The 24,530-nt window shown below is 63.9% G+C and carries 25 protein-coding genes and 2 pseudogenes; 15 read left to right on the forward strand and 12 right to left on the reverse strand.

The features are described from left to right. The 4 genes and pseudogenes from ACREC7_RS09910 to ACREC7_RS09925 form a co-directional block, all read right to left on the reverse strand. Positions 1–418: pseudogene (locus tag ACREC7_RS09910) on the reverse strand (polyhydroxyalkanoate depolymerase); the annotation flags it as partial. A gap of 119 nt (positions 419–537) precedes the next feature. Then, positions 538–1,140, reverse strand: coding sequence for an SCO family protein (locus tag ACREC7_RS09915; protein ID WP_431555521.1), 603 nt, complete (start codon positions 1,138–1,140; stop codon positions 538–540). Then, positions 1,141–1,992 carry an ABC transporter permease gene (locus tag ACREC7_RS09920; RefSeq protein ID WP_431555522.1) on the reverse strand — a complete coding sequence of 284 codons (852 nt, stop codon included), beginning with the start codon at positions 1,990–1,992 and terminating at the stop codon, positions 1,141–1,143. Continuing rightward, a complete protein-coding gene (locus ACREC7_RS09925) occupies positions 1,989–2,798 on the reverse strand; it encodes an ABC transporter ATP-binding protein (RefSeq protein WP_431555523.1) in 810 nt (269 codons plus the stop codon). The genes ACREC7_RS09920 and ACREC7_RS09925 overlap by 4 nt, the downstream gene beginning before the upstream one ends. A gap of 144 nt (positions 2,799–2,942) precedes the next feature. Here ACREC7_RS09925 and ACREC7_RS09930 point away from each other — a divergent pair, with 144 nt between their 5' ends. Then, positions 2,943–4,268 carry an ActS/PrrB/RegB family redox-sensitive histidine kinase gene (locus tag ACREC7_RS09930; protein WP_431555524.1) on the forward strand — a complete coding sequence of 442 codons (1,326 nt, stop codon included), beginning with the start codon at positions 2,943–2,945 and terminating at the stop codon, positions 4,266–4,268. Between the two features lie 162 nt (positions 4,269–4,430). Beyond that, positions 4,431–4,988 (forward strand): ActR/PrrA/RegA family redox response regulator transcription factor, encoded by a 558-nt coding sequence (locus ACREC7_RS09935; protein WP_431555525.1) that lies wholly within the window; start codon positions 4,431–4,433, stop codon positions 4,986–4,988. A gap of 32 nt (positions 4,989–5,020) precedes the next feature. Here the strand turns inward: ACREC7_RS09935 and ACREC7_RS09940 are convergent, their stop codons facing one another. Then, on the reverse strand, positions 5,021–5,524 hold the full coding sequence (locus ACREC7_RS09940) for an MmcB family DNA repair protein (RefSeq protein ID WP_431555526.1): 504 nt from the start codon (positions 5,522–5,524) through the stop codon (positions 5,021–5,023). A 146-nt stretch (positions 5,525–5,670) separates the two neighbouring features. On the opposite strand from ACREC7_RS09940, the gene egtB reads away from it, so the two are divergent. After that, complete coding sequence (egtB, locus tag ACREC7_RS09945; RefSeq protein WP_431555527.1) at positions 5,671–6,954, forward strand: ergothioneine biosynthesis protein EgtB; 1,284 nt, start codon at positions 5,671–5,673, stop codon at positions 6,952–6,954. Next, on the forward strand, positions 6,954–7,952 hold the full coding sequence (egtD, locus tag ACREC7_RS09950; RefSeq protein WP_431555528.1) for an L-histidine N(alpha)-methyltransferase: 999 nt from the start codon (positions 6,954–6,956) through the stop codon (positions 7,950–7,952). The genes egtB and egtD overlap by 1 nt, the downstream gene beginning before the upstream one ends. Before the next feature lie 4 nt (positions 7,953–7,956). On the opposite strand, the gene ACREC7_RS09955 is transcribed toward egtD, so the two are convergent. From ACREC7_RS09955 to ACREC7_RS09965, 3 genes are read right to left on the reverse strand one after another with little or no spacing between them, the layout of a single operon-like run. Further along, the gene (locus ACREC7_RS09955) at positions 7,957–8,286 is read right to left on the reverse strand and encodes a DUF5615 family PIN-like protein (protein ID WP_431555529.1); all 330 of its coding nucleotides are present in this window, start codon (positions 8,284–8,286) and stop codon (positions 7,957–7,959) included. A gap of 2 nt (positions 8,287–8,288) precedes the next feature. Next, on the reverse strand, positions 8,289–8,516 hold the full coding sequence (locus ACREC7_RS09960) for a DUF433 domain-containing protein (RefSeq protein WP_431555530.1): 228 nt from the start codon (positions 8,514–8,516) through the stop codon (positions 8,289–8,291). Positions 8,517–8,575: 59 nt separating this feature from the next. Next, a complete protein-coding gene (locus ACREC7_RS09965) occupies positions 8,576–9,526 on the reverse strand; it encodes a DUF5996 family protein (protein ID WP_431555531.1) in 951 nt (316 codons plus the stop codon). A gap of 221 nt (positions 9,527–9,747) precedes the next feature. Between ACREC7_RS09965 and ACREC7_RS09970 the strand changes: the two genes are divergently transcribed. Both ACREC7_RS09970 and ACREC7_RS09975 read left to right on the forward strand, forming a co-directional pair. After that, the gene (locus ACREC7_RS09970; RefSeq protein WP_431555544.1) at positions 9,748–10,656 is read left to right on the forward strand and encodes an alpha/beta fold hydrolase; all 909 of its coding nucleotides are present in this window, start codon (positions 9,748–9,750) and stop codon (positions 10,654–10,656) included. A 76-nt stretch (positions 10,657–10,732) separates the two neighbouring features. Next, positions 10,733–11,989, forward strand: a complete 1,257-nt coding sequence (locus ACREC7_RS09975) for a 6-phosphofructokinase (protein ID WP_431555532.1) — start codon at positions 10,733–10,735, stop codon at positions 11,987–11,989. Positions 11,990–12,116: 127 nt separating this feature from the next. Here ACREC7_RS09975 and speE read toward each other — a convergent pair whose 3' ends face one another. Both speE and speD read right to left on the reverse strand, forming a co-directional pair. Further along, entirely contained in the window at positions 12,117–12,971 is an 855-nt protein-coding gene (speE, locus tag ACREC7_RS09980; protein ID WP_431555533.1) for a polyamine aminopropyltransferase, read from the reverse strand. Next, on the reverse strand, positions 12,920–13,456 hold the full coding sequence (speD, locus tag ACREC7_RS09985; protein ID WP_431555534.1) for an adenosylmethionine decarboxylase: 537 nt from the start codon (positions 13,454–13,456) through the stop codon (positions 12,920–12,922). The genes speE and speD overlap by 52 nt, the downstream gene beginning before the upstream one ends. A 183-nt stretch (positions 13,457–13,639) precedes the next feature. On the opposite strand from speD, the gene ACREC7_RS09990 reads away from it, so the two are divergent. The 9 genes and pseudogenes from ACREC7_RS09990 (at position 13,640) to ACREC7_RS10030 (ending at position 22,701) form a co-directional block, all read left to right on the forward strand. After that, positions 13,640–14,695 carry an extracellular catalytic domain type 2 short-chain-length polyhydroxyalkanoate depolymerase gene (locus tag ACREC7_RS09990; RefSeq protein WP_431555535.1) on the forward strand — a complete coding sequence of 352 codons (1,056 nt, stop codon included), beginning with the start codon at positions 13,640–13,642 and terminating at the stop codon, positions 14,693–14,695. A 14-nt stretch (positions 14,696–14,709) separates the two neighbouring features. Next, positions 14,710–15,267: a hypothetical protein gene (locus tag ACREC7_RS09995; RefSeq protein ID WP_431555536.1), complete on the forward strand. Its 558-nt coding sequence runs from the start codon at positions 14,710–14,712 to the stop codon at positions 15,265–15,267. Positions 15,268–15,279: 12 nt separating this feature from the next. Beyond that, positions 15,280–17,646: a glycosyltransferase family 4 protein gene (locus ACREC7_RS10000; protein WP_431555537.1), complete on the forward strand. Its 2,367-nt coding sequence runs from the start codon at positions 15,280–15,282 to the stop codon at positions 17,644–17,646. Further along, positions 17,643–18,071 (forward strand): annotated as a pseudogene (locus ACREC7_RS10005) (GNAT family N-acetyltransferase); the annotation flags it as partial. The gene ACREC7_RS10000 and the pseudogene ACREC7_RS10005, both read left to right, overlap by 4 nt. A 30-nt stretch (positions 18,072–18,101) precedes the next feature. Continuing rightward, positions 18,102–18,569 (forward strand): thioredoxin-dependent thiol peroxidase, encoded by a 468-nt coding sequence (bcp, locus tag ACREC7_RS10010; protein ID WP_431555545.1) that lies wholly within the window; start codon positions 18,102–18,104, stop codon positions 18,567–18,569. Between the two features lie 136 nt (positions 18,570–18,705). Beyond that, positions 18,706–19,719 (forward strand): catalase family peroxidase, encoded by a 1,014-nt coding sequence (locus ACREC7_RS10015; RefSeq protein ID WP_431555538.1) that lies wholly within the window; start codon positions 18,706–18,708, stop codon positions 19,717–19,719. A gap of 104 nt (positions 19,720–19,823) precedes the next feature. Next, entirely contained in the window at positions 19,824–20,960 is a 1,137-nt protein-coding gene (locus ACREC7_RS10020; protein ID WP_431555539.1) for a DUF3734 domain-containing protein, read from the forward strand. Positions 20,961–21,084: 124 nt separating this feature from the next. Further along, the gene (locus ACREC7_RS10025; protein ID WP_431555540.1) at positions 21,085–21,861 is read left to right on the forward strand and encodes a 3-hydroxybutyrate dehydrogenase; all 777 of its coding nucleotides are present in this window, start codon (positions 21,085–21,087) and stop codon (positions 21,859–21,861) included. A 57-nt stretch (positions 21,862–21,918) separates the two neighbouring features. Further along, positions 21,919–22,701: a DUF429 domain-containing protein gene (locus ACREC7_RS10030; protein WP_431555541.1), complete on the forward strand. Its 783-nt coding sequence runs from the start codon at positions 21,919–21,921 to the stop codon at positions 22,699–22,701. 55 nt (positions 22,702–22,756) lie between these two features. Here the strand turns inward: ACREC7_RS10030 and aguB are convergent, their stop codons facing one another. Further along, positions 22,757–23,617, reverse strand: coding sequence for an N-carbamoylputrescine amidase (gene aguB / locus ACREC7_RS10035; protein WP_431555542.1), 861 nt, complete (start codon positions 23,615–23,617; stop codon positions 22,757–22,759). Next, a partial coding sequence (locus ACREC7_RS10040) for an agmatine deiminase family protein (protein WP_431555543.1) occupies positions 23,617–24,530 on the reverse strand: 914 nt, incomplete at its 5' end. The genes ACREC7_RS10040 and aguB, both read right to left, overlap by 1 nt.

The following is a 24,530-nucleotide window of genomic DNA, read 5'->3' on the forward strand; positions in this document are numbered from 1 at the left end:
GCCACTCGGTGATGTACACCTCGTGATGGGGGAGCATGTCCCGCACGGTGCCGCGCAACAGCGTGGGAAAGTGGCCTGCCATGGGCGCCACGACCAGCAGCTTAGAGTCCTTCCGGCGCCTCGCAAGGGGCAGGTCCCGTTCGAAATAGACGAGATTGCAGAACGACTTGGCGATGATCCGGCGCGGCCTGACAGCGACCTCGCGGCCATCCAAATTGGTGGTGCGGATGTCCCAGGCGGGCTTGCGATAGCGCCGCGTGGTGCGCTCGAACAGCTCCAGCGCCGCGGCAGCGCCACGGCCCATCGGCGTGTGCGAGGCCGGGTTCAGCGGGTTGCGGAACAACAGCCGGTAAGCTTCGGCCGCCGCGCGCGCCGGGCTCAACGCGGCCTGATTGAGTTCGTACAAATGATAGAGCATGGATCGACCTCCTGCCTTCACATAGGGTGCAGCAATTAATGCTGCATCGCAAACTGAAATGGTGATTCTATGTTGCGCCGCAATGACAAAAGGCCGCGCAGCGGCGATCGGGGGCGCGCCTAGAGCAATTTTCCCAGCTTTTCAGCCATTTGGTCGGCGCTCAAACCATAGGAAAAGTGCGTCACATATCGTCCTTCGGGATCCATCAGATAGACGAACGCCGAGTGATCGACGCTGTAATCGGTGGCCGAATCCTTATTCTCAACCTTGGCATAAGCCACGCGGTAGGCCTTGGCGGCGACGGCGATCGCCTCCGGCGACCCCGTCAGCCCCACGAAATTCCCCCCGAAGCTCTTCACATAGTTCGCCATGGCCTCAGGCGTGTCCCGCTCGGGGTCGAGGGTGATGAAGATCGGGACCACGGTCTTGGCCTTGTCGCCGAGCTGCTCCAGAGCCTGGGCAATCACTTGCAGTTCGGCCGGGCAGATGTCGGGGCAATGGGTGAAGCCGAAGAAGATCAGCATGTAACGGCCGCGGAAGTCGCGGTCGGTGACAGGCTTGCCGTCGGCGCCGACAAGTGAGAACGGGCCGCCGACAAGGGCGGTGCCTGACGATTGGACCGGCTGTCCTCCTTGCGGCGTGCTGACGAGCAGGACGACGGCACCGGCAAGGGCGCCAATGAGGAAGCCCGCGACAATGAAGGCGATGAGGCGGGCGCGCATCTACTCACCAAGCTGTAGAAGCGTACCGTTGACCCTCGCGCTTTGCAGGAACCAGCGGAAAGCGAGATAGCCGACGGTCAGATAAATGGCATTGAGGCCAAGCGCCCACCACAGCTCATTCACGTTGAACACGCCGTGGAGCAGGATCGAGCGCATGCCCTCGAACACATGGGTCGGCGGCAGGGCGAGGGCAATCGGCTTGAGCCAATCCGGCAACACCGACACCGGGTAATAGACGCAGGAGAGCGGCAAGAGAATGAAGGCGAGCGACCAGGCAAGCTCCTCGGCGCCGAGCCCATAGCGCAGGATCACGCCGGCGGAGAGCAGCCCGAGCGACCAGCTCGTCAGCACGAGCAGCACGAAGAAGGCGACGAGCGCGATCCCGAGATCGAGCAGGTTGAAGCCGAAGATGAAATAGGCGGCGCACGCTACCGGGATCATGCTGACGGCAAGCCTGATCACGCTCCACGCGCTTAAAGCCGCGACAAGCTCGAAGGGACGGAGCGGGCTCGTGAGCAGGTTCCCGAGATTGCGCGACCACATCTCCTCGATGAAGGTGGTGGAGAAGCCGATCTTGGAGCGGAACAGGATGTCCCACAGCAGCACGGCGCCGATCAGCACGCCTGCGGCCTGCACCAGAGGGCTCGTGGTGCCGGCGAGATATTTCTGCAAGAACCCCCAGGTGAGCATCTGCAGGAAGGGCCAATAGATCAGCTCGATCAGCCTGATGCCCGAGCTGCGCAACAGATACATGTAGCGGCGAACGAGCGCGCCGATGCGCCGGAGCGATGCGCCAAGCCCGAACGGTGGCAGCAGCACCGGTAGCGCGCCGGGAGAGTCAGCTCCGCTCATGACGCCTCCCTCGCTTGCGGCACCTCGTCCCTCTCGAGGCGGCGGGCGCGGCCGCGCACCACGTCGAGGAACACTTCCTCCAGAGTTTCGCGGCCGTAGGTCTTGATCAGGGCGCGGGGGGCCTCGTCCTCGAGGATGCGGCCTGAGTCAAGCAGGATGACCCGGTCGGCGAGGCGCTCGACCTCGGCCATGTTGTGGGAGGCGAACAGGATGGTGGCGCGGCGGTCTTGCGCATACTCTTTCAGCTTCTGCCTCACCCAATCGGCGGTGTCGGGGTCGAGCGACGCCGTTGGCTCGTCGAGCAGCAACAGCTCGGGCGCGTTGAGCAGGGCCTTGGCAAGACCGACCCGCGTCTTCTGCCCGGCCGAGAGCTTGCCAGTAGCGCGGTCGAGCAGGCTCGCGATTTGCAGATCGTGGGCGAGGAAGGCGATGCGCTCCTCGGCGTTGGCCACGCCGTAAAGGCCGGCATAGACGGTCAGGTTCTGGCGCACGGTGAGCCGCATCGGCAGGTCGACATAGGGGCTTTGGAAGTTGATACGCTGGGCGGCCTGATAGCGGCTCCGCGCCATATCGGCGCCGAACACCCTCACCTCGCCGGACGTGGGCACCACGAGCCCGAGCAGCATGGCGATGGTGGTGGTCTTGCCGGCGCCGTTACCACCGAGCAGCGCGACGGTGGTGCGCGGCTTTAACGAAAACGTGATGTGGTCTACGGCGGTGACGGTGCCGTAAACCTTGGTGAGGTCCCTGACCGCGACGGGCACCGTCTCGGCCAGGTCCTGCGACGTGGTTACTCTCTCATCCATGGCTCAAGCGCCTGCTGCCGCGCTTTGTCCGAATTATGGCCGGAGGGCCCGTGTTAGACTTCAGCTATGAGCGCCGCGGACATTAGTCAAACGGCAGCGCGTGCCAAAGTCCCCGGGGACTTGCTCCGCCGGGGCGAAAGCCGCTTGCGGCTGCAGACCATCGTCAGGCTCCGCTGGCTCGCCGTGCTCGGCCAGAGCGTCACGGTGGTCGTCGTCTATTGGCTCATGGGCATCGATCTGCCGATCGGCGCGTGCCTTGCGGTGATCTCGCTGTCGGCGTGGCTCAACGTGGCGCTTCGCCTGCGCTATCCGGCAAGCCAGCGCCTGCAGAACCATTACGCCTTCCTGATGCTCGGCTACGACATCCTCCAGCTCGGCGCGCTTCTCTATTTGACCGGAGGGCTCGAGAACCCCTTCGCCTTTTTGCTCATCGCTCCGGTCACGGTGTCGGCCTCCACCCTGCCACCCAGAGTCACTGTGGCGCTCGGAGGTCTTGCCATTCTGGTGGCGACGCTGCTCACCGAGTTCCATCTGCCGCTGCCGTGGTTCCACCATTCACGCTTCCTGCTGCCGCTGCCTTACGTCATGGGCGTGTGGGCGGCGGTGGTGTTGGGCATTCTATTCATCGGCCTCTACTCCTGGCGCACGGCCGAGGAGGCGCGGCGCATGGCCGAGGCGCTCGCCGCGGCTGAGCTCGTGCTGGCGCGGGAGCAGAAGCTCTCCGCACTCGACGGCCTTGCCGCGGCCGCCGCGCACGGCCTCGGCACGCCGCTCGCCACCATCGCCGTGGTGGCCAAGGAGCTGTTGCGCGACGCCAGGCACAACGACCCGCATTACGAGGATCTCGTGCTGTTGCGCGCACAGGCCGAGCGCTGCCGTACCATCCTCGGCGAGCTTGCCGGCATGGGCGACCAGCAGGACATCATCGTCTCGCGGCTCCCCATGAGCCATCTCATCGAGGAATCGGTGTCGCCGCACCGGCTGGTCGCCGTGCCGATCGAGGTGGAGGCCGGCCCCGCGCCTGAGGTGAAGCCTGGCGGGCGGAGCGTACAGGAGCCGGTGATGCAGCGAAATCCTGGCGTGATCTACGGGCTCGGCAACCTCGTGGAGAACGCCATCGACTTCGCCGCGAGCAAAGTCGAGGTCAAGGCCAGCTGGTCGGAGGACGAGGTGCGGGTCGAGATCGCCGACGATGGCGCAGGCTTCCCGCCGCATGTGCTCGAGCAACTCGGCGAGCCTTTCGTCACCACCAGGCCTGGCCACGGCGATGGCGGCGAGGCCGACGAGCATGTCGGCATGGGCCTTGGCTTCTTCATCGCCAAGACGCTGCTCGAGCGCTCCGGCGCCAGGCTCGAACTTGCCAATCGCGCCCATCCCCCGGGGGGAGCCGTGGTCACCGTGATCTGGCCGCGGTCGCGGTTCGAACACGTCTCGGAGAGGGTCGAGTGGCTGCCCGAACCGGTGGCTTGAGCCGTTCGGGCACCCCTGTGACGCCTTGGCCGCTTGCGAAAAGGCGAGCTAAGACATACGTCTGAAGCGGCCTTTGCGGTGGCGGGTCGACCCTTATCAAGACTTCACTTGTCGCAAGGGCGCCTTGGACGGTATGGCTCCAAGGGTATAGGAGGCTCCAGAATGGAAGCTGCTCAGCAGTCCTGGCCAATCCCCCAGGACAATACGCTCCTCATCGTCGATGACGATCGCGCCTTCCTCGCACGGCTCGCGCGCGCCATGGAGACCCGCGGGTTTGAGGTCGAGACTGCGCCGAGCGTCGAAGACGGGCTCATTTCGCTTCGCCGCAGGCCGCCGGCCTTCGCCGTGGTGGACATGCGCCTCGACGACGGCAGCGGCATCGACGTGATTGCTGCGCTGAAGGATGTGCGCCCCGAGGCGCGCGCCGTGGTGTTGACCGGCTACGGCAATATCGCCACCGCCGTCACCGCGGTGAAGCTCGGCGCCGTCGACTATCTCGCCAAGCCGGCCGACGCCGACGACGTCTATCAGGCGCTGATTGCGCCGGGAGATGCCAAGGCCCCTCCGCCAGAGAATCCGATGTCGGCCGACCGGGTGCGCTGGGAGCACATCCAGCGCGTCTACGAGCTTTGCAACCGCAATGTCTCCGAGACGGCGCGGCGGCTCAACATGCATCGGCGCACGCTGCAGCGCATTCTCGCCAAGCGCGCCCCGAAATAACATTACGCTCCACCTCATGCTGAGGACGACTTTTAGATCTCGAAGCCGCAGCCTGGGTCGAGGTGAAGCTGAAGCCTGAGCGCGGCGGCGCGGGCGAAGCACAGCATCATGGCTTTGCGCCTTGCCGCACCCAAGCGCTCCTCCGCCGGCTCGCGCACGAGATGGGCGCCGTAGCGGTCGGCGAGCATCAGCCCGGCCTCATCGGGGATCACGTGACAGGGGAAGTCCGGCGCCACCGCAAAATACAGCCGGTCGCAATGCGGGCGGTACTCGGTCCATTTGCCGTCGGTCTGAAAGTCGAGCAGGCAGGACTTGATTTCGACGATCCAGATGTCGCCGGAGGGCGTGAGCCCCACCACATCGGCGCGCCTCCCATTGGCAAGCGAAAGCTCGGTCACCACCGAATGGCCGAGCACCCGCAAGCTGCGGCAGACCCCGCGTTGGATCTCGGCGGCAACCGCCGACTGGCGTCCATCGAACGCAACCACGGGGTCCAAATCCTGCGCGAGATTGGCATTTGAGGAACGATTGTCCATGAGTCGGCACCTTCACAGGTTTGTGCATGCTTACCCATTCCGTCATGCGGAACAAGCTGCTAAATCTGACGTTTAGCACTGGGCTGTGAGGACTGCTCCGCCTGTCCTGACTGGGCGAATAGGGTTCCGTTCCCAAGGAGAGGATCATGAGCGCTCGCGATGCCGTTGTTCTTCACGACAATCAGCAGACGGATTCAGAGTCGCTTTTCCGGCGACTGATGGCCACCCGCCGTCTCTCCACTGAGCTGGCGCGTCCGCTCAGCGATGAGGACCAGGTCGTCCAGGCCAATGACGACGCAAGTCCGACCAAATGGCATCTCGCCCACACCACCTGGTTCTTCGAAGCGTTCGTGCTCAAGGCCTTCCTCGAGAGCTACCGCATTTTCGACGAGCGCTTCGAATATTGCTTCAACTCCTATTACGAGAGCGTCGGGGCGCGACAGCCGCGCGGCAAGCGCGGTCTCTTGACGCGCCCCTCGGCCGACGAGGTGCGCACCTATCGCGAGCATGTCGATGCCGCGCTCGAGCGTCTGTGCGCCACCGAGCTGCATAAGCGGGCGACGGAGTTGATCGAGCTCGGCATCAATCACGAGCAGCAGCATCAGGAGCTTTTGCTCACCGACATTTTGAGCCTGTTCGCGAGCGAGCCGCTGAAGCCTGCTTATGCCCGCGCCGCCCCAGGCGTGGCGGTGACCGAGCCTGCGCCGCTCGACTGGGTCTCCTTCGACGGCGGCATCTTCTCCGTTGGCCATGACGGCGATGGCTTCGCCTATGACAATGAAGGTCCCCGACACGACGAGCTCATTCGTCCCTTCAAGCTCGCCAATCGCTGCATCACCAACTCGGAGTGGGTCGCCTTCATCGAGGACGGCGGATACCGCACGCCGACGCTGTGGCTCGCCGACGGCTGGACCACGGTGAACGCGCAAGGCTGGACGGCTCCGCTCTATTGGGAAGAGGCCGATGGCGGTTTCATGCAGATGAGCCTTCACGGCTTCCGGCCGCTCGACGCTGCCGCGCCCGTCGCTCATGTCAGCTATTACGAAGCCGACGCCTTTGCCCGCTTTGCAGGATATCGGCTGCCGACCGAGTTCGAATGGGAGGTGGCGGCGAGCGCCGTGCCGCTCAACGGACGCACCCTCGGCGTAGGCCATCTCAGGCCGATGCGCGCCGACGCCGGTCCCGGCCTCAAGCAGATCTATGGCGATGTGTGGGAGTGGACGGCAAGCGCCTACCTGCCCTATCCGGGCTTCAAGGCGGTGCCTGGCGCGGTCGGCGAGTACAACGGCAAATTCATGTGCAATCAGTTCGTGCTTCGCGGCGGCTCCTGCGCTACGCCGGAAGGGCATATCCGCAAGACCTACCGCAATTTCTTCTATCCCCATCAGCGCTGGCAGTTCATGGGACTGCGTTTGGCCAGCGACGCCTGATGGAGCGAGACATCCCTCATACCGAGGTCGAAGGCCTCGCCAAGTCTTCGACCTCACCCTCGCCGAGGCTTGATCCTTCGCGCGCCGACTTTGCGCAAGCGGTGCTTGCCGGCTTTGCGCAAAAGCCTCGCAGCCTTCCTTGCCGCTTCTTCTACGACGCCCGCGGCTCGGCGCTGTTCGAGGAGATCACCCAGCTTCAGGAGTACTACCCGACCCGGGTAGAGACGGCGCTGCTCGAAGCCCATGGCGCGGAGATCGCCGAGCGCATGGGCGATGCGCGCGTGCTAGTGGAGTTCGGCTCAGGCTCGAGCCGCAAGACGAGCCTGCTGTTGAGCGCGCTTGCGCACGTCACGCTCTATGTGCCGATCGACGTGGCTGGCGAGAGTTTGGCGGAAGCGGCGGAATGGTTGTCAGAACGGCACGACGGCCTTGCCATCAGGCCTCTCGTCGCCGACTTCACCAAGACCCGCACGCTGCCCGTCGCCGCGCGGCGCCCGCGCAAGCTCGGCTTCTTCTCAGGCTCGACCATCGGCAATCTCACGCAAGCCGAGGCGAGAGACTTCCTCGCCAATGCAGCGCGGCTGCTCGGACGCGACGCCGCCTTTCTCGTCGGCGTCGATCTTAAGAAGGATCCGGGGATCCTGATTTCCGCCTATAACGACCGGCGCGGGGTGACGGCAGCGTTCAACCTCAACCTGCTCGAGCGCATCAATCGCGAGCTTGACGGCGACATCGACGTCGAGCGCTTCGCCCATGACGCGATCTATGACGAGGCACGCGGCCGCATCGAGATGCATCTCGTGAGTCTCGCGCGCCAGACCGTGCGGGTGCTGGGACGCTCGTTCAGTTTCGCCAAGGGCGAGCGCATCCACACCGAGAATTCGCACAAATATTCGGTTTCCGAGTTCCAGGCGCTCGCGGCGAACGCCGGCTGGTCGCCCGCCCACAGCTGGACCGATGCGGACCGGTTGTTCAGCCTGCATCTCTTGCGGACTTGAGAAACTACCTCACTTCGATAACGCCTTCTCCCGCCTCTAGCGCTGCAACAACTGCTGGCCACACGCGCGACAACGCCTCGAAAAGGGCAGTCGTCGTCGTGTTGCCAATGCGAACCCAAATGATCGCAGGCCCATCGCCTTGGATCGCTCGCATTGCAATGAAGTCTTCATCCTTGGTCACAAGCGTCGCTGAGCGAGCCAGGGCAGCGTCCCAAACGTTTCGATCGCTGGCCGATTCCAGACCGAGATCGATAACGTGATCGGCCTGGTGTCCGAGTTCGCTCAGATATCGAGCTAGCGCTGGGGGCAACTGCGCATCAACGACGAAGCGCACCCTTAGGCGGTCCTGATGATGGGATGGTCGGTTTGGCGTGCAGCGTATTCGAGCGCGGCGGTAATGTCCTCGTCGTCAAGATACGGATAGTCGCGTAGAATTTCCGCACGAGTGGCGCCGTCTGCGAGCATGTCAAGAATGTCTGTCACGCGGATGCGTAGGCCGCGGATTGTCGGCCTGCCTCCACAGATCTCGGCATTGACGGTGATGCGCCCGCTTCGGTCCTTCATGGCGCAAGAATATCAGACTATGGTTGCAACTTGCTACCGGCGATGCACCTATCAAGTCCTCAGACCTTGCGTGGAACTCCCGGCACGCCGAGAGGGCCTTCCAAGGCGGCGCGATCCCAGAGCCCGGCTTTGGCCGCGGCTTCATAGGTGCTGGTCAGAAAGTCCATCAGCGCCTGCTCGGGATCATCGGCCGTGCGGACGGCGTCGTAGGGCAGGATGAATTCGCTAAGCTCGTTGCTCCAGAAGCCCTGCGGCGGACGGATCGGTCCCGCGGAGAAGCCAGGGGGCGCCGGCGAGGCGTAGGAATAGAAGGCTGGGTAGTCGATGCCCTGCCCTCCAGGCCAGAACCCTGCGCTGCTCACCTCGTGCGAATAGGCGTCGAGCGTCACCGCCTCAGGGAGATTTGGCGGGCCGCCGCTTACGGGAAACGGCGGAGCGCGGCGGCCGGAGAAGCGGGTCACCGCCAGATCGAAACTTCCCCAGAAGAAATGGACCGGACTGCATTTGCCGATGAAGGACGTGCGGAATCTGCCGAACACGCGCGCCGACTGCACCAGGATGCGCCAGAAGCGCTCGGCGTATTCGCGGTCGTAGGCGGCGTGGACATGATCCTCGCTGAACCGGATCGCGTCGGGAATCTCGTTCGGCAGCTCATTGATGGTGACCTCGATGCCGAGCTCAGCGAGCGCGCGTATGACCTCGGCATGGAAGTCGGCGACGGAGCGCGGGAAGAGGCCGACCTCCTTTTGGCCGCCGTCGCTCGCCGATGCCCGCAGCACGTGGTCCAGGAAATCGAAATCGAGCTGAAAGCTGCGATCGCCGTAGGGTATCGCCGAAGTGGTCAGGCCCCGCGCCGATACGTAAAGCACCACGTGCCAGGAGTGATTGAGCCAGGGCGTCTGGACCAGGCGGATCTTGCCGGCGATCTGCGTCCAGAGATGCAGCGTCGCATAGGTCTCCTTCCAAGCCGAAAGCGGTAGCTCCGGCCACGCAAGGCGGCGCTTGGTCATGTTGCCGGGCATTGATGGCTCGCGTTCAATGGCCGCGATCGCGGCCTCGGAGCTCCACTCCTCCACCTGGGTTCGCCGATTTCAAGGCCGGCTCGGCCGAGCACCACGACACTCTTCCACAAACCGGAAGAGTCATTCCTGAATTGGAGATATTACTGCTGAATTTGCAAAACTCTATCTAAGCGCTAGGCCAACGATCTAACGCCAAAGAGGAGATTATGATGACCGCTGTCCCTGACTCTTCCCAAACCAGAACGCGCCATCACAACGTGAAGGTTGGACCGGTAACGGTCTTCTACCGCGAAGCCGGCAATCCGCAGCATCCCACCCTCCTGCTGCTGCATGGCTTTCCAACCTCCTCGCACATGTTCCGCAATCTTATCCCGTTGCTCGCCGACCGCTATCATGTGGTGGCGCCTGACCTGCCGGGCTTCGGTTTCACCACGGCGCCTGACCGAAAGGCGTTCTCATACAATTTCGACACCTTGGCCAAGGTGATCGAGGGCTTCACCGATGCGATCGGACTTCGCCGCTACGCGCTCTACATCTTCGATTACGGCGCGCCGGTCGGCCTTCGCCTGGCTCTGTCTCGACCCGATCGCGTGACGGCGATCGTGTCGCAGAACGGCAATGCCTATGAGGAAGGCTTGAGCGGCGGCTGGTCGCCGATCCAGCGCTATTGGCAGGATCCGACCGACGCCAACCGCGAGGCGCTGCGCTCGTTCCTGACCCTTGACGCCACGAAATGGCAGTACACGCACGGCGTCAGCGACGCGATGTTGGTCGCTCCTGAGTCCTACACGCTGGACAGCGCGCTTCTCGGCCGTCCGGGCAACGATGACATCCAGCTCGATCTCTTCCTCGACTATGCGAGCAATGTCGCCCTTTATCCCAAGTTCCAGGCCTATTTTGCCGAGCGCCGTCCACCTTTGCTTGCGATGTGGGGCAAGAACGACCCGTTCTTCCTCCCGCCAGGCGCCGAGGCGTTCAAGCGCGACAATCCCAACGCAGAGGTGCATCTCCTCGACACCGGGCATTTCGCGCTGGAAACCCACGTCGTCGAAATCGCCAAGGCGATGCGGGAATTTCTCGGGCGGGCCCTGGCAACCGGCAAGAGGGACGCCGCGTAAGGCCACGCGCATCGGCTTGATCTCACTCCCTGGCGCGGGCATTGTGCGCGCGCTTTACGCGACAGGGAGTGGTGCCGTGCCTGATCTTGTTTCCGGCAATGCGGCGATCGGCCAGTCCGGCGGCCCGACCGCGGTGATCAACCAGTCGCTGGTCGGCGTCATCGAAGGCCTGAAGAAGGGCCTGTGCGCCACCGGCCAGGTAAAGCGCATTCTCGGCATGCGCCACGGGGTGCGCGGCATCGTCAAGGCTGGCGGCGAGGGGCTCGTCGACCTCACCTCGATCCCCGCCGATCGGCTCGAGCGCTTGGCGCGCACGCCGTCGGCGGCGCTCGGCTCGACCCGCGACAAGCCCGACGAGGCCTATTGCCAGAAGATCCTCGACGGCGCCCGCGCCCACGACATCCGCTATTTCTTCTATGTCGGCGGCAACGACTCGGCCGACACCTGCCGCATCGTCAGCGAGAAGGCTGCCGGCGCAGGCTACGACCTCCGCTGCTTCCATGTGCCCAAGACCATCGACAACGATCTTCTGGAGAACGACCACACCCCGGGATTCCCTTCCGCCGCGCGCTACGTCACGCTGGCGCTGATGGGCGACGCGCTGGACAATGCGAGTCTTGGCGGCATCAAGATCAACGTGATCATGGGGCGGAACGCTGGCTTCCTCGCCGCCGCCGCCTCGCTTGCCCGGGGGCGGCCAAGCAATGGCGCCGAACCCTCCGACCGGCCCGCGCCGCATCTCATCTATCTGCCCGAGGTGCCGTTCTCAACGGAGGCCTTTCTCGCCGACGTCGACGCCGTCTACGCCAAGCTCGGGCGCTGCCAAATCGCGGTGAGCGAAGGCATCCGCGACGCGCACGGCGAGGAGATCGGTCCGAAGCTGATGCGCGGGCCTGGCGAGGTCGATGCCCACGGCAATGTGCAGCTGTCCGGCTCAGGTGCGCTAGGCGATGGGCTCGCCGATCTTGTCAAGTCTGGGCTCACCCCGAAGGGCGGCAAGGCGCCGCGCGTGCGCGCCGACACTTTCGGCTATATCCAGCGCTGCTGGCCGCATCCCTCCTCGGTCGACGCCGAAGAAGCCCGCGCCGTCGGCCGCTATGCCGCCGAGCTTGCGGCACGCGGCGACCGAAGCGCCTCGGTGATCATCATCCGCACCAGCAATGCGCCCGACGCCTACGCAAGCGCCTGTGGGCGGGCCGATCTCTCGGCCGTGGCGCGGCGCACCCGCCATGTGCCGCCAGAGTTCATCTCAGGGGCAAACGACGTGAGCGCCGCTTTCCACGACTATTGCCGCCCGCTCGTCGGCGAGTTGCCCAGCATGGAGCGGCTCTAGTCCCATTATTTTTGTCATTGCCGGGCTTGACCCGGCAATCCATTCCATAGGCGCCGCAACGCGTTGAGCGTGGCGGAATTGGATGCCCGGATCAAGTCCGGGCATGACGTGGTTGGGGTGGAGAGGCCTACGCCTCCACCAGCTCGCGCACGTAGTTCGGCAGGGCGAAGGCCGCGACATGAACGTCGGGCCGCCAGTAGCGGGTGGGAAAAGACCCGGCCTTGACGTAGCGCCCCTCGATCTTGCGGCGCTTATGCTGCCGCAGATCGGTGTCGTCGCTCGCCCAGCCATAGGACATCGGCCCCCCGACATAGGTCGGCGTGGTGGCGAGATAGGCGAAGGCGTCCTCGAACATCTCGCGGAAATAGCCGAGGCTTTGCTGGAGCTCGCCCGCCTGCAGGAAGGGAAGCCCGTTCTGGGTAACGAGCACGCCGCCGGGGGCGAGCGCCTTGCGGCACCCGGCATAGAACTCGCGGGTGAACAGCACGGCACCTGGGCCGATCGGATCGGTCGAATCGATCATGATCACGTCGAACCGCTCTTGCGTCTCGGCCACGAATTTGGTGCCGTCGGCGATGACGATCCTCGTCCGGGGATTGTCATAGGCACCGGCCGAGACCTCCGGAAAGTACTCGCGGCAGAGCTCGATCACGCTGCGGTCGATCTCGCATAGCGTGACGGTCTCAAGCTCGGGATGCTTCAGCGCCTCGCGCAATACCCCGCCGTCGCCACCGCCGACAATGAGCACCTTCCGTGCCCGCCCGTGGGCGAACAGCGGCACGTGCGACATCATCTCGTGGTAGACGAACTCGTCCTTCGAAGCGAGCTGGATCACCCCGTCGAGCATCATCACCCGCCCGAATTCGGGGGTCTCCAGGATGATCAGTTGCTGATGCTCGGTCTCGCTGTCGAAGAGGACGCGGTCCGCCCTTAGACGGATGCGGAAACCGCGGTGTAACGTCTCTTCGACCCACCGGTCCATCGATTCATCTCCTTGCCGCGCAGATGCTCCTTGACCACCACCTTGCGAGGCGAGAACGCCTCTTTCAACACGTCGATGGCGCGTCGCGGATTGGTCTGGCCGCACATGAAGACATCGAGGGCGGCGTAGCCGTATTCGGGCCAGCTGTGGATCGAGATATGCGATTCGGCGAGCACCGCCACGCCCGACACTCCACCGTTCGGCGTGAAGTGATGGAGGTGGATGTGCAGGAGCGTCGCTCCAGCGACCTCGACGCAGCGTCGAAGCGTAGCTTCAATGTGCTCTAAGTCGTCGAGCCGTTCAGCTCGCACCAGATCGATGATGAGATGAGTGCCGGCGTAGCGAACCCCGTCACGCTCACAGAAAAAATCCTTCCGCTCGTCCTCTTGCGAGGAGCGGCAACGAGAGAGCTTTTCTTCCGTTTGGGCGGTGCTTGAACCACGATCCAAGTCCATCCCCAATTGGAAGAGGGCGTCATCGGACATGGCGTCCTCCCTCCAACCAGTAGATGTTCCAGTTAAACGACGGCGCTATGTACACCCATGCTGCAGCGATGCAAGAAGTTTTTGGCCCAAAGACGCTCCAGGGCCTAATAAAGTTCTCAGCGCGTCTCCCTGAGCGGAGGGAGACGCCCGTCACAAATCCCGCAAAGGGAGGAACCGAGGCTGATGTCGACGCGCAGCTGGGCTTTCTTCGCTCTCTCGGCGCTCTCTCTTCTCGGCGTCGCCGACGCCGTTTCCGCCGCGGCGGAAGACCTGCCCAAACTTGGCGTCACGCTCCCCGCCACCTCCGTCTCGGGACTCTCCGCAGGTGCCTACATGGCCGGACAGATCGAAATCGCCCACTCCAAGGACATCGTCGGCGCGGGCATCGTCGCCGGCGGTCCCTTTGCTTGCGCCGAGACCACATCCGGTCAGCTCTTTCCCTATTGGCCCATCGTGGTGTGGCAGAACGCCACGCAAGCAGCCAATGCCTGCATGAAGGACACCTGGGGAGCGCCGGACGCCGACAAGCTCGCCAAGCGTGCCAAGGAGCTCGCCGAGGACGGCAAGATCGATGAACTCTCCGGCCTCGCCGACGACAAGGTCTACCTGTTCTCGGGCAATGAGGATCAGACCGTAGTGCGCGCGGTGGTGGAGGCCGCCAAGCGCTTCTACGAAGCGGCGGGCGTGCCGGAGGCAAGCGTCACTCTGGTCGAGAAGGAAGGAGGCCACGCCTTCCTGAGCGAGACGGAGGGCACCGCCTGCGGCCTCTCGCAGGATCCCTATGTCAGCGATTGCGATTACGATCAGGCGAAGGCCATCCTCGAATGGATCTATGGTTCTCCCCTCGCCGATCCCAGCTCAAGCCCGACCGGCAAGTTCGTCACCTTCGACCAATCGGATTTCAACAGCGGCGTCCCCAACGGGCTCGCCGCCGAGGGCGTGGTCTACGTCCCTGAGGATTGCGTGACCCATCCTGGCTGCAGGCTGCATATTGCGCTGCATGGCTGCGACCAGGCACGCGAGATGGTCGGCGACGCCTTCATCGAGAAGACCGGCTTTGCCCGCTACGCCGACACCAACCGGCTCGTCGTGCTGTTTCCGCAGATTGCCGGAAGCGTGGTGAATCCGCATGGCTGCTGGGACTGGTGGGGCTATAGCGACATCGACTATCTCGGCAAGGACGCCCCGCAAATTAAGGCCGTTTGGGCCATGGCCGAGCGCTTGGCGATGCAGCCTTGAGGGAGCTACCATCCATGGAGGTGCCAAGACAAAGCGGGCTCTACCGGCTCGCGAAGCGCCTCTCGCTCGGCCGGCTCTCACGCTATTTCGCCCTTTGGGCGCGTTATCTGTTGCGACGCGGCCAAAGCGCCCTGTCCATGCAGCTGCAGAGGGAGCCTCCGAGCCTCATCGAAGCACAAGCGGCGGCGCTTGCCGGTGCAGATTTGGCAACCGCCAAGCGCATGAGCGTGGCCTCTTGGTTTCCGCTCGATCGCGCCAATGCCGGGCTGCACCGCACCATGTTTGCGAGCATCGCTCAGGTGCGGCCAGATCTCGGCGTCACGCCGGAGATCCTCGACTGCCTCAGCTGCCTCAAGCGCACCGATGATCTCTCGAACTGCGTCGATGCCATGGTCGAGCGGGGGCAACCTACGCAGATCGTCAACACTGCCCTCTACATCCTCTTGCTCAAGCGTTTTCCCGCCCCTTCGGAGCATGCCATGATCGTCTCTCGCCATCCTCGCCACGCCCTGATCGCTATCTTGTCAGGCGATGAGTACCGGAAACAGGGACGCAGGGTCTTGGCGAACTGACCTGAGGATCCGATGCTCTATATCGACGTCGGCAATACGCTGAGGAGCGGCCTCAGGACCGGCATCCAGCGGGTGGTGCGGTCGCTTAGCTACGAGCTTGCCGCGGCCTCGCCCGCCGAGACCCGGCTGATCGCTTTCGATGTGAGCGCCAACCGCTATTTCGCCCTTGCCGATCCTACTCTCGTCCGCTCCGCCGACAGCCTCGCCGACATCGGCCGCGAGGCGCGCGTCTGTTTCGACCTCGACACATTGGTTCAAGGCGACATCTTCTTCGAGCCGGACGCGAGCTGGACCGAGCCGGTCAACCGAGGCGCGCTGTTCAGGCTGCTCAAGTCCAGGGGGGTGATCCTCGTGGTGCTGAACCACGACATCATCCCGTTTCTCCTGCCGCAGTTCTTTCCCGGAAACACCCTCTCTTCGTTTTCGGAGGCAATCGCCGACCACATCCAATACGCCGACTATGTGCTCGCCACCTCGGCCCGCGTCGCCCGCGACCTCGGCGCGTTGAGCCAGCGCTTTCTTGGCCGTTCAATTACCACCCGCGTCATCAAGCTCGGTGCGGATTTTGCGGCACCGGTCTCCGCTGGCGAAGGCGATCCCTTCGCCACAACCTTTCCCGAGCTTGACGGCCTGCGCTTCCTTCTCGCCGTGGGCACGATCGAGCCGCGCAAGAACCATGCGCTCCTGCTTCAAGCCTTCGACCGTCTCGATGCCAAGGATGCGGCGCTTGTCGTTGTCGGGCGAAAGGGATGGATGGCGGACGAGGTGCTTGCTCTTCTGACCAGCCACCCAGCTTTCGGCAAGCGGGTGTTCTGGCACCCGGTGCTCGGCGATTCCGGCCTGCTCGCGCTCTACCGTCACGCTTACGCCTCGGTACAGGCCTCGCAATACGAAGGCTACGGTCTTCCCGTGGTCGAGGCGCTGTCACAAGGATGCGTCACGATTGCCTCGGATACCGGCTCCTTGCCCGAGGTGACCGCGGGCCACGCCGTGTTCTTCCGCAGCGGCGACGGCGAGGCGCTGCATGCGATCCTCGACCGGCTGTATGGCGATCCCGACTACTACGCGGGGCTGAAAGCATCGGCGAGGAGCTTCCGCCCGACGCCCTGGCGCGAGGCCGGCCGCAGCGTGGCGGCCGCGCTTGCCGACATCGCCTCGGGCGCGTCGCACGATTTCGGCGCGCCGTTAAGGCAGATGGTCTTCCTGTCGGTGCATCCAGAGAGGCTCGATCTCGCGCTGCAAGCGGCACGTGCCAATCTCGGCTTCATCGACCGCATCGCCGTCCTGACCAAGCCCTCCGCGCACGAAGCCATCACCGCCGTGGCCGCACGGCATTTCTCCCAAGCGCACATCCTGACCGACGATGTGGTGGCCGGCGGCGAGCTTCCCGCCGATCACCAGGCGCGCAACACGTGGCTGCGCAAGCGGCTCTATAGGCAAGACGCCATCGAAACGAATTTCCTCGCCGCTGACGAGGACTCGCTCGCGCTCCGCCCGCTTGCCCGCGGCTACTACCAGGAGGGCTCCCTACACACCGCCTATTCCTTCCAGGACGACATGGCGACCTGGCTTGCCGGCTCGCCCACGACGACGAGCTTCGACCGCGGCATGCGCAATGCCTGGAAGCTTCTTGCGGAAGCCGCCTACCCTGCCCGCGCCTATGCCAGCCACATGCCGCAGATCGTCAACAAGAGCCTCGCCAACGAGATCTTCGACCGGTTCGTGATCGGCCCCGACGGCACCGCCTACGACGAGTGGTCGCTTTACTTCAACGTCGCCCAACAGCTTTATCCGCGTCATTTCGCGACCAAGCCCTATGGCACGCTCGGCTGGCCAATGTGCCCCGGCGACTGGCTGCCCGAGATCGAGCCGGTGCAGCCGGCCTTCGAAAATTACTATCCCCAGAACTATGAGCCGGCCGAGCGCGGCATGTTCGCGGGGCTGAAGCCGCTCGGCGATCTCGAAGCCAAAACGAGCCGCAGCCGCGCGGCCCTGATGGAGGCACACCGCGCCGAGCTCAAGGGCGGCGGCGTGCATTCGCCCGGCCTGCTCGCCCTGATCGTCACGCCTGAGGCGCTGAAATTCGTTGGCACAGGCACCATCCTTGCCGGCAAGCGCAATGTGCGCCGCGTTCTCCTCGTCAACGGCTCCTCCGGTGTCACTCCTGTGACAGGCAGACTCGATATGTTCGTTACCGAGCCGCGCGGCGGCCCGGTCTGGGGCGAAAGCGTGCGCCTAGGCGAAATCTGCTGGATCCCGCTCTTGCCTCCCGAAAAGCCCGGCCTCTACGCCATCCGCTTCTTTGCCGCGCTCGACAGCGGCGCGCGCCTCGAGGCGCGAGGCCTGTTGACGGTGGTCGCCGGCGAGGAGCGCCAGTGACCAAGGCTGACGACATCGGCCTCGCCGAGGCGCCCTACGGCTCCGCCCTCTACGCCCAGGCTTTGCGCCTGCGCGAGGCGACCTTGCGTACGCCGCTCGGGCTTACCCTCAGCGCCGAGGAATTGGCCGACGATGCTCATCGCAGGCATTTCTGCGCCATCGTGAATGGCAGCGTGGTGGGCTCGGTGTCGTTCAAGCGGTTGGGCGCGCACACGCTTCAGCTGAAGCAGATGGTGGTGGCCGACGGCCGGCAGGGCGAAGGCATCGGCTCGCGGCTGTTGGCTTACGCCGAGGCTTGGGCGCGGCGCCACAGCTATGGCATGATCATCCTCAACGCGCGGCTCGGCGCGGAGGCGTTCTACCAGAAGCACGGCTATGTCATCGAGGGCGAGCCCTTCGACGAGAACACCATCCCGCATATCAGAATGACCAAGCGGACTTTGGGAGGGAAACGCATGAGTCTGGACGTTGGCGACAAGGCCCCGAGTTTCAATCTGCCGGCCGATGGCGGCGGCAAGATCTCGCTGAAGGACCTCAAGGGCAAGACGGTCGTGCTCTATTTCTATCCCAAGGACGACACCTCGGGCTGCACCGCGGAGGCTTGCGCCTTCCGCGATCAGCTCCCCGACTTCTCCAAAGTGAAGGCGGCGGTCGTCGGCATCTCGCGCGATTCGGTGGCGAGCCACGACAAGTTCAAAAAGAAATTCGGCCTCACCTTCCCGCTCGTCTCCGATGAGGATGGCAAAGTGTGCGAGGCCTACGGCACCTGGGTGGAAAAGAGCATGTATGGCAGGAAATACATGGGCGTCGACCGTTCCACCTTTCTCATCGACGAGAAGGGCGTGATCCGCGGCATCTGGCGCAAAGTGAAGGTGCCAGGCCACGCCGAGGAGCTACTGAGGGCGGCGGCGGCTCTGAACTAACTCCGGTACTCATCAACCACTTTGGGCCGCCGCGTCATTTTGACATCGCTGTGGTTGAATCAAAAAGCTCGCGCAATTCGCAAAACCGCTACGTTTTGCCGGGATCATAGCTTGCAGCCTGCGAAAGGAGCCCATCATGCATGCAAAACAGGTTCTTTCCCTTTTGTCGTTGGCGCTGTCGTTTGCGGCGGCATCTCCCGCCTTCGCCCAAGACGCCGCCGATCAAAAGCCGTTGCCGGCCCAGCTGGTCGATGCGCTCAACGGCGTGTTCGGCAAGCAGACCGATAACCGGGCGGTGCACGCCAAAGGCATCGTGCTCGAAGGAAAATTCACGCCGAGCGCCGATGCCGCGTCTTTGACCAAGGCGCCGCATCTCCAGGCCGGGACCACCGTGCCGGTCACCGTCCGCTTCTCGGACTTTGCCGGCGTGCCGGCGATCCCCGATACCGACCCGAATGCGAGCCCGCGCGGCATGGCGGTGAAATTCCAGCTGCCCGACGGTTCGAATTCAGACCTGGTGATGCACTCCTATAACGGCTTTCCCACCGCAACCGCGGAGCAGTTCCGCGATCTCCTGATCGCGCTCGCCGCGAGCGGAAAGGATGCGCCGAAGCCGACGCCGCTCGAGCAATTCTTCGAAACCCACCCGATCGCCAAGACCTTCCTGACGGCGGAGAAGCCGGCGCCGGTGAGCTATGCCTCGCTCCCGTACTACGCTGTGAATAGCTTCAAGTTCACCAACGCCAAGGACGACAGCACCTTGGTTCGCTACCAAATGCTGCCGGAGGGCGGTGCCGAGTATCTCACCAAGGAGCAGCTTGCCGAGGCTGGGCCCAGTTATCTCGCGGAGGAGATCCGCAAGCGCGTTGCCGACGGCCCAGTGCGCATGAAGCTCCAGGTCCAAATCGCCGAGCCTGGCGACAAGATCGAAGATCCGTCGATCGCCTGGCCCGACAGCCGCAAGACGGTCGAGCTCGGCGTGGTCGAGATCGACAAGGTCAATCCTGACAGCGACGCAGCCCAGCGGGCGCTGTTGTTCATCGAGAACGCCGTGCCTGCCGGTATCGAGCCCGCCGACCCGATGGTCGATATCCGCAGTCAGGCCTACACGGTCTCCTTTGCGCGTCGCCACGCTGCCGCGGCGCAGTGAGGTCGCACCAGGCGCGCGGACGTTCTTCGGGAAATGAACCCGTCGCGCCGTTTAGATGTCGCACGGCCCTCCCCTCGCGGGGACACAAGGGTTAAATTACCGACGTGACCGATCCGGCGGAAAAGACCGTGCTCGTTCTGCAAGGCGGCGGAGCGCTCGGCGCCTATCAGGCTGGGGCCTATGCGGCCTTGTGTGAGGCCGGGCACATGCCGAGCTGGGTCGCCGGCATCTCGATCGGGGCCGTCAATTCGGCCATCATCGCCGGCAACCCGCCGGAGAAGCGCGTCGAGCGCCTGCGCGAGTTCTGGGATCGAGTCTCGAGCCGCCTGCTCGCCTGGCCGCTATCCAACGACGACAATTCGCGCCGCATCTTCAACGAGACCAGCGCCACGCTGTCTGCCGTCGGCGGTGTGCCGGGCTTCTTCGAGCCGCGCGTGCCGCCAGCGGTGTTCCAGCCGCAAGGCACGCCGGAGGCGATCAGCGTCTACGACACCACGCCGCTCAAGGAGACGCTGCTCGAGCTCGTCGATTTCGATCTTTTGAATTCCGGTGCGGTGAGGTTGAGCGTCGGCGCGGTTCAGGTGATCTCCGGCAACATGAAGTATTTCGACACTGCCAAGCAAATCGTCGGCCCCGAACACGTCATGGCAAGCGGCGCACTCCCTCCCGGCTTCCCGCCCATCGAGATCGACGGCGAGCCCTATTGGGACGGCGGGCTCGTCTCCAACACGCCGCTCGAATATGTACTCGAGCGAAGCGGGCCGCGCGAAGACATGGTCATCTTCCAGGTCGACCTGTTCAGCGCCAAAGGCTGCATGCCGAAGACGCTGTTCGACATCGGGCAACGGGAAAAGGAGATCCGCTATTCGAGCCGCACCAGGCTCAACACCGACATTTTCCGCGAGGTGCAAACCATCCGCAGGGCCATTCGCCGCTTGCGGGCGGAGATACCTCAAGAGCTGTGCGGCAATCCCGACTGGCAGCTGCTCGACGGCGTGAGCTGCAATGCCGCGGTCACCATCCTGCTCCTCATTCACCGGCGCGCGGCCTACTGGACCCAGTCGAACGATTACGAGTTCTCGCGCTACTCGATGGACGAGCATTGGCTTGCCGGCGCCGATGACGTCGCGCGCAGCTTCGACCATCCAGACTGGAAGAACCGCACGCGTCCCGAGGAGGGGGTGAAGGTGCTCGACCTCACCCGCGATCTCGACACCGACGCCAAGGAACGACGCCTATGAACGTCGACCACGTCCAAGCCCGCGCCTTTGCCAGGCCGCCCTCGGTGGCGCAGAGTGTCGCAGACTTGACACTCGGTTTCGGCAAAGTCGTTCACATCGTCTCTAACGTTCAGGAGCGCATCCCATGAAGCTCGACGGCAAGGTTGCTCTCGTTACCGGCGCCGCGAGCGGCATCGGTCATGGCATCGCCAAGCGTTTTCTGGAGGCCGGCGGCCGCGTGGTGATTGCCGATCTCACCACCGACGGCTCGGAGAAGGCTGCGCGTGAGCTTGCCGGCCCAAGCTCGGCCATCGGCGTCGCCATGGACGTCACCAAGGAAGACGCGGTGAATGCAGGCGTCGAGCAGACGGTCAAGGCCTTCGGGCGCATCGACATTCTCGTGTCCAATGCCGGCATCCAGATCGTGCATCCGATCGAGGAGTTCCCCTTCGCCGACTGGAAGAAGATGCTCGCCATCCATCTCGACGGCGCCTTCCTCACCACCAAGGCCTGTGTCAAACGCTTCTATCCACAGAAATCGGGCGTGCTCCTCTATATGGGATCGGTGCACAGCCACGAGGCGTCGCCGCTGAAAGCGGCCTATGTGACGGCGAAGCACGGCCTGCTCGGGCTGTCGCGGGTGATGGCCAAGGAAGGTGCCGCGCACAATGTGCGCGCCAACGTCATCTGCCCAGGCTTCGTCAAGACGCCTCTGGTCGAGAAGCAGATCCCCGAGCAGGCGAAGGAGCTCGGCATCAGCGAAGAGCGGGTGATCAAGGAGATCATGCTCGCCGAGACCGTGGACAAGGAATTCACCACGGTCGAGGACGTGGCCGACGTCGCCCTGTTCCTCGCCGCCTTCAAGACCAACGCACTCACCGGCCAGTCGATCTGCGTCAGCCACGGCTGGCACATGAGCTAGAGAGTTTGGATTGGACATGATTCTCGATCTCGACACTCCGGCGCCGAAACGAAATCAGTGAAGATCATTGGCGTAGATGTTGGATTTTCCAAGAAGCGTGCAACAACAGGGATCGCTTGGCTCGACGGCGATAGACTTTGCGTCAGCCGCGTAGGGACCGCACAGGAGCAGCGAGAGGCAGCACTTCCGCACGGCTTTCAAGCATCGACAATAGCGCTTGACGGGCCGCTGCTCCCCCCAGGAGCGAAGACGTCTGTACGTCGCTCCTGCGAATTGATCTTCGTTCATCGCCCATTTCACAATCGCTGCAAGCCTGGGCTTAGCCATTGGGGAATGGGTTTAGAACTCAGACAAGCTTCAGCCGAAGCTTGCAGGCAGTTCGAGCGATTCCTTTCGCGTTCCAGTGACAAGCAGCGCGCTGCTGTCTCTCGTAATGGCCCCCTCGTCGAAGCATTTCCGAATGCGTTTTTGGGCGTCCTGACACCCGAAGGTGACCTATCGGGGGCGCCAAAGCTAAAACGAGGGAAGCGGTTCGATTGGCTCTACGAGAAGGTGGTGACGACCGGAAAGTTGGAATCTACGTTGTCGCAAATGCTGGACCTGCCGACCGATGTTTGGCGCAAATTGATGTCAGAGACTCATCACGAAAAGCGGGCAGCTCTTATCTGTCTATTGACCGCAGCACTGGCAGCTCGGGGTTTGGCAACCGTTGTTGGTGAGGAGAGTGGCGGGTGGTTCTGGCTACCCCCCCTGCCGCTATGGGAGCCGTGGGCGAGACAAGGACTTGGCGATGTTGTTGGCTTAATGGCGTCAAAAGGTCTTCTCGTGCGGGTAGAATAGAGTGCCAAAGCGTCTAGCCGCGGCAGCCGGGACTTTCCTGAATCACAAACCTAAATCACCCGATGGTCTTGGCGTAGAGGTCGGTGCGGCGGTCGCGGAAGAAGCCCCATTCGGCGCGGTAGCGCTCGATCTCGGCAAGATCGAAGCTTTGCACGAGAACCCCTTCCTCCTTGTCGCCGAAGCTCTTGACCAGATCGCCGGTGTGATCGGCGACGAAGGAGTGACCGTAATAGCTTTGCGTGGCGCCGTCATTCTGCTCGACCCCGATGCGGTTTGCGGCCACCACCGGCACGGCGTTCGACACAGCGTGGCCTTGCATCGCCCGCTGCCAGCGAGCGTGGGTGTCCAGCGTAAGGTCGTAGGGCTCCGAGCCGATGGCCGTTGGATAGAGAAGAATCTCGGCGCCTTGCAGCATCATGGCGCGGGCCGCTTCCGGGTACCATTGGTCCCAGCAGATGCCGACGCCGATCGTGCCGGCTTTCGTCTTCCAAACCTTGAAGCCTGTGTCGCCGGGACGGAAATAATATTTCTCCTGATAGCCTGGCCCGTCAGGGATGTGGCTCTTGCGATAAATCCCTAAGATCTCGCCGCCGGCATCGGCCACCGCCACGCTGTTGTAATAGCGCGGGCCGTCCTTCTCGAAGAAGGAGATGGGAATGACGACGTTCAGCTCCTTGGCGAGCTTCTGCAGCGCGCGCACGGACGGATGCTCGCCAACAGGCTTCGCCGCCTCGAACCATTTCGGGTCCTGCCGCGTCGGAAAATAGATGCTTTGGAACAATTCAGGCGGCAGCACCAGTTGCGCGCCGCGTTTGGCCGCCTCGCGCACGAAGCCTTCGGTCTTGGCGATATTGGCCGCCATGTCCGGACCGAAGGACGACTGGATGGCGGCGACGGCGATCGTGCGTTTTACCATCAGGCAGGCTCCTGCTGGGTGATGCAGTGGAACGACCCGCCGCCAGCATCACCGGCGCCGAGCAGGCCGCGCGACGCCACGCCGATCACCTTTCGGTCGGCAAACACCGCTTGCAGCGCTTGCAGCGCGGCATCTTGCGTCGGCGTCCCATAGACCGGCACCACCACCACGCCGTTGGCGATGACGAAATTGAGATGCGAGGCCGGCGCGATGTCGCCGAGCGCATTGCGATAGAGCCCCGGGCCTGGGATGCGAATCACCTCTATCCTCGCGCCCTTGGCGTCGGTCGCCTGATCGAGCGTCCTCGCGATTCCGTCCAAGGTCTCGGCGTTCGGATCGTCGGGGCCCGCCGCCGACTGGCACACCACGCGGCCAGGCCCAACGAAGCGGGCAATGTTGTCGATATGGCCGTCGGTGTGATCGTTCTTCAGCCCCTCGTCAATCCAGATCACCGTCTTGGCGCCGAGCCCTCGCTCCAGAGCCGCCTCGGCTTCAGCCTTGCTCCAGCCGTTGCGGTTGGGATTGAGCAGCGTCTGCCGCGTGGCGAGGATGGTGCCCTCGCCGTCGCGATCAACGGCGCCGCCCTCCAACACAAAATCAAAGCTTAAAATCGGAATCCCCGCCAGCCGCGCGACGTCTTCGCCGACGGTCGCGTCGTCAGGCAGGTCGAACTTGCCGCCCCAGCTGTTGGTCTTGAACCTGAGGGCGACCGCCCCGCCGCGGAGGCGGGCAAAGATCGGCCCCGTGTCGCGGAGCCAGATGTCGCCGTAGCGCGCTGGAACGATCTCGGCCATTTCGCCCAGCGCCGTCCGCGCCGAAGCTTCGGCCTCGGCGCCGTTGACCAGGAGGCGCACCCGGTTCGCGGGGGCAAGCGCACGCACCATGGCCGTCACGTCGCGGCGCGGCGTCGCCA

This window comes from Methyloceanibacter sp., assembly GCF_050728395.1.
GTDB lineage: Bacteria > Pseudomonadota > Alphaproteobacteria > Rhizobiales > Methyloligellaceae > Methyloceanibacter.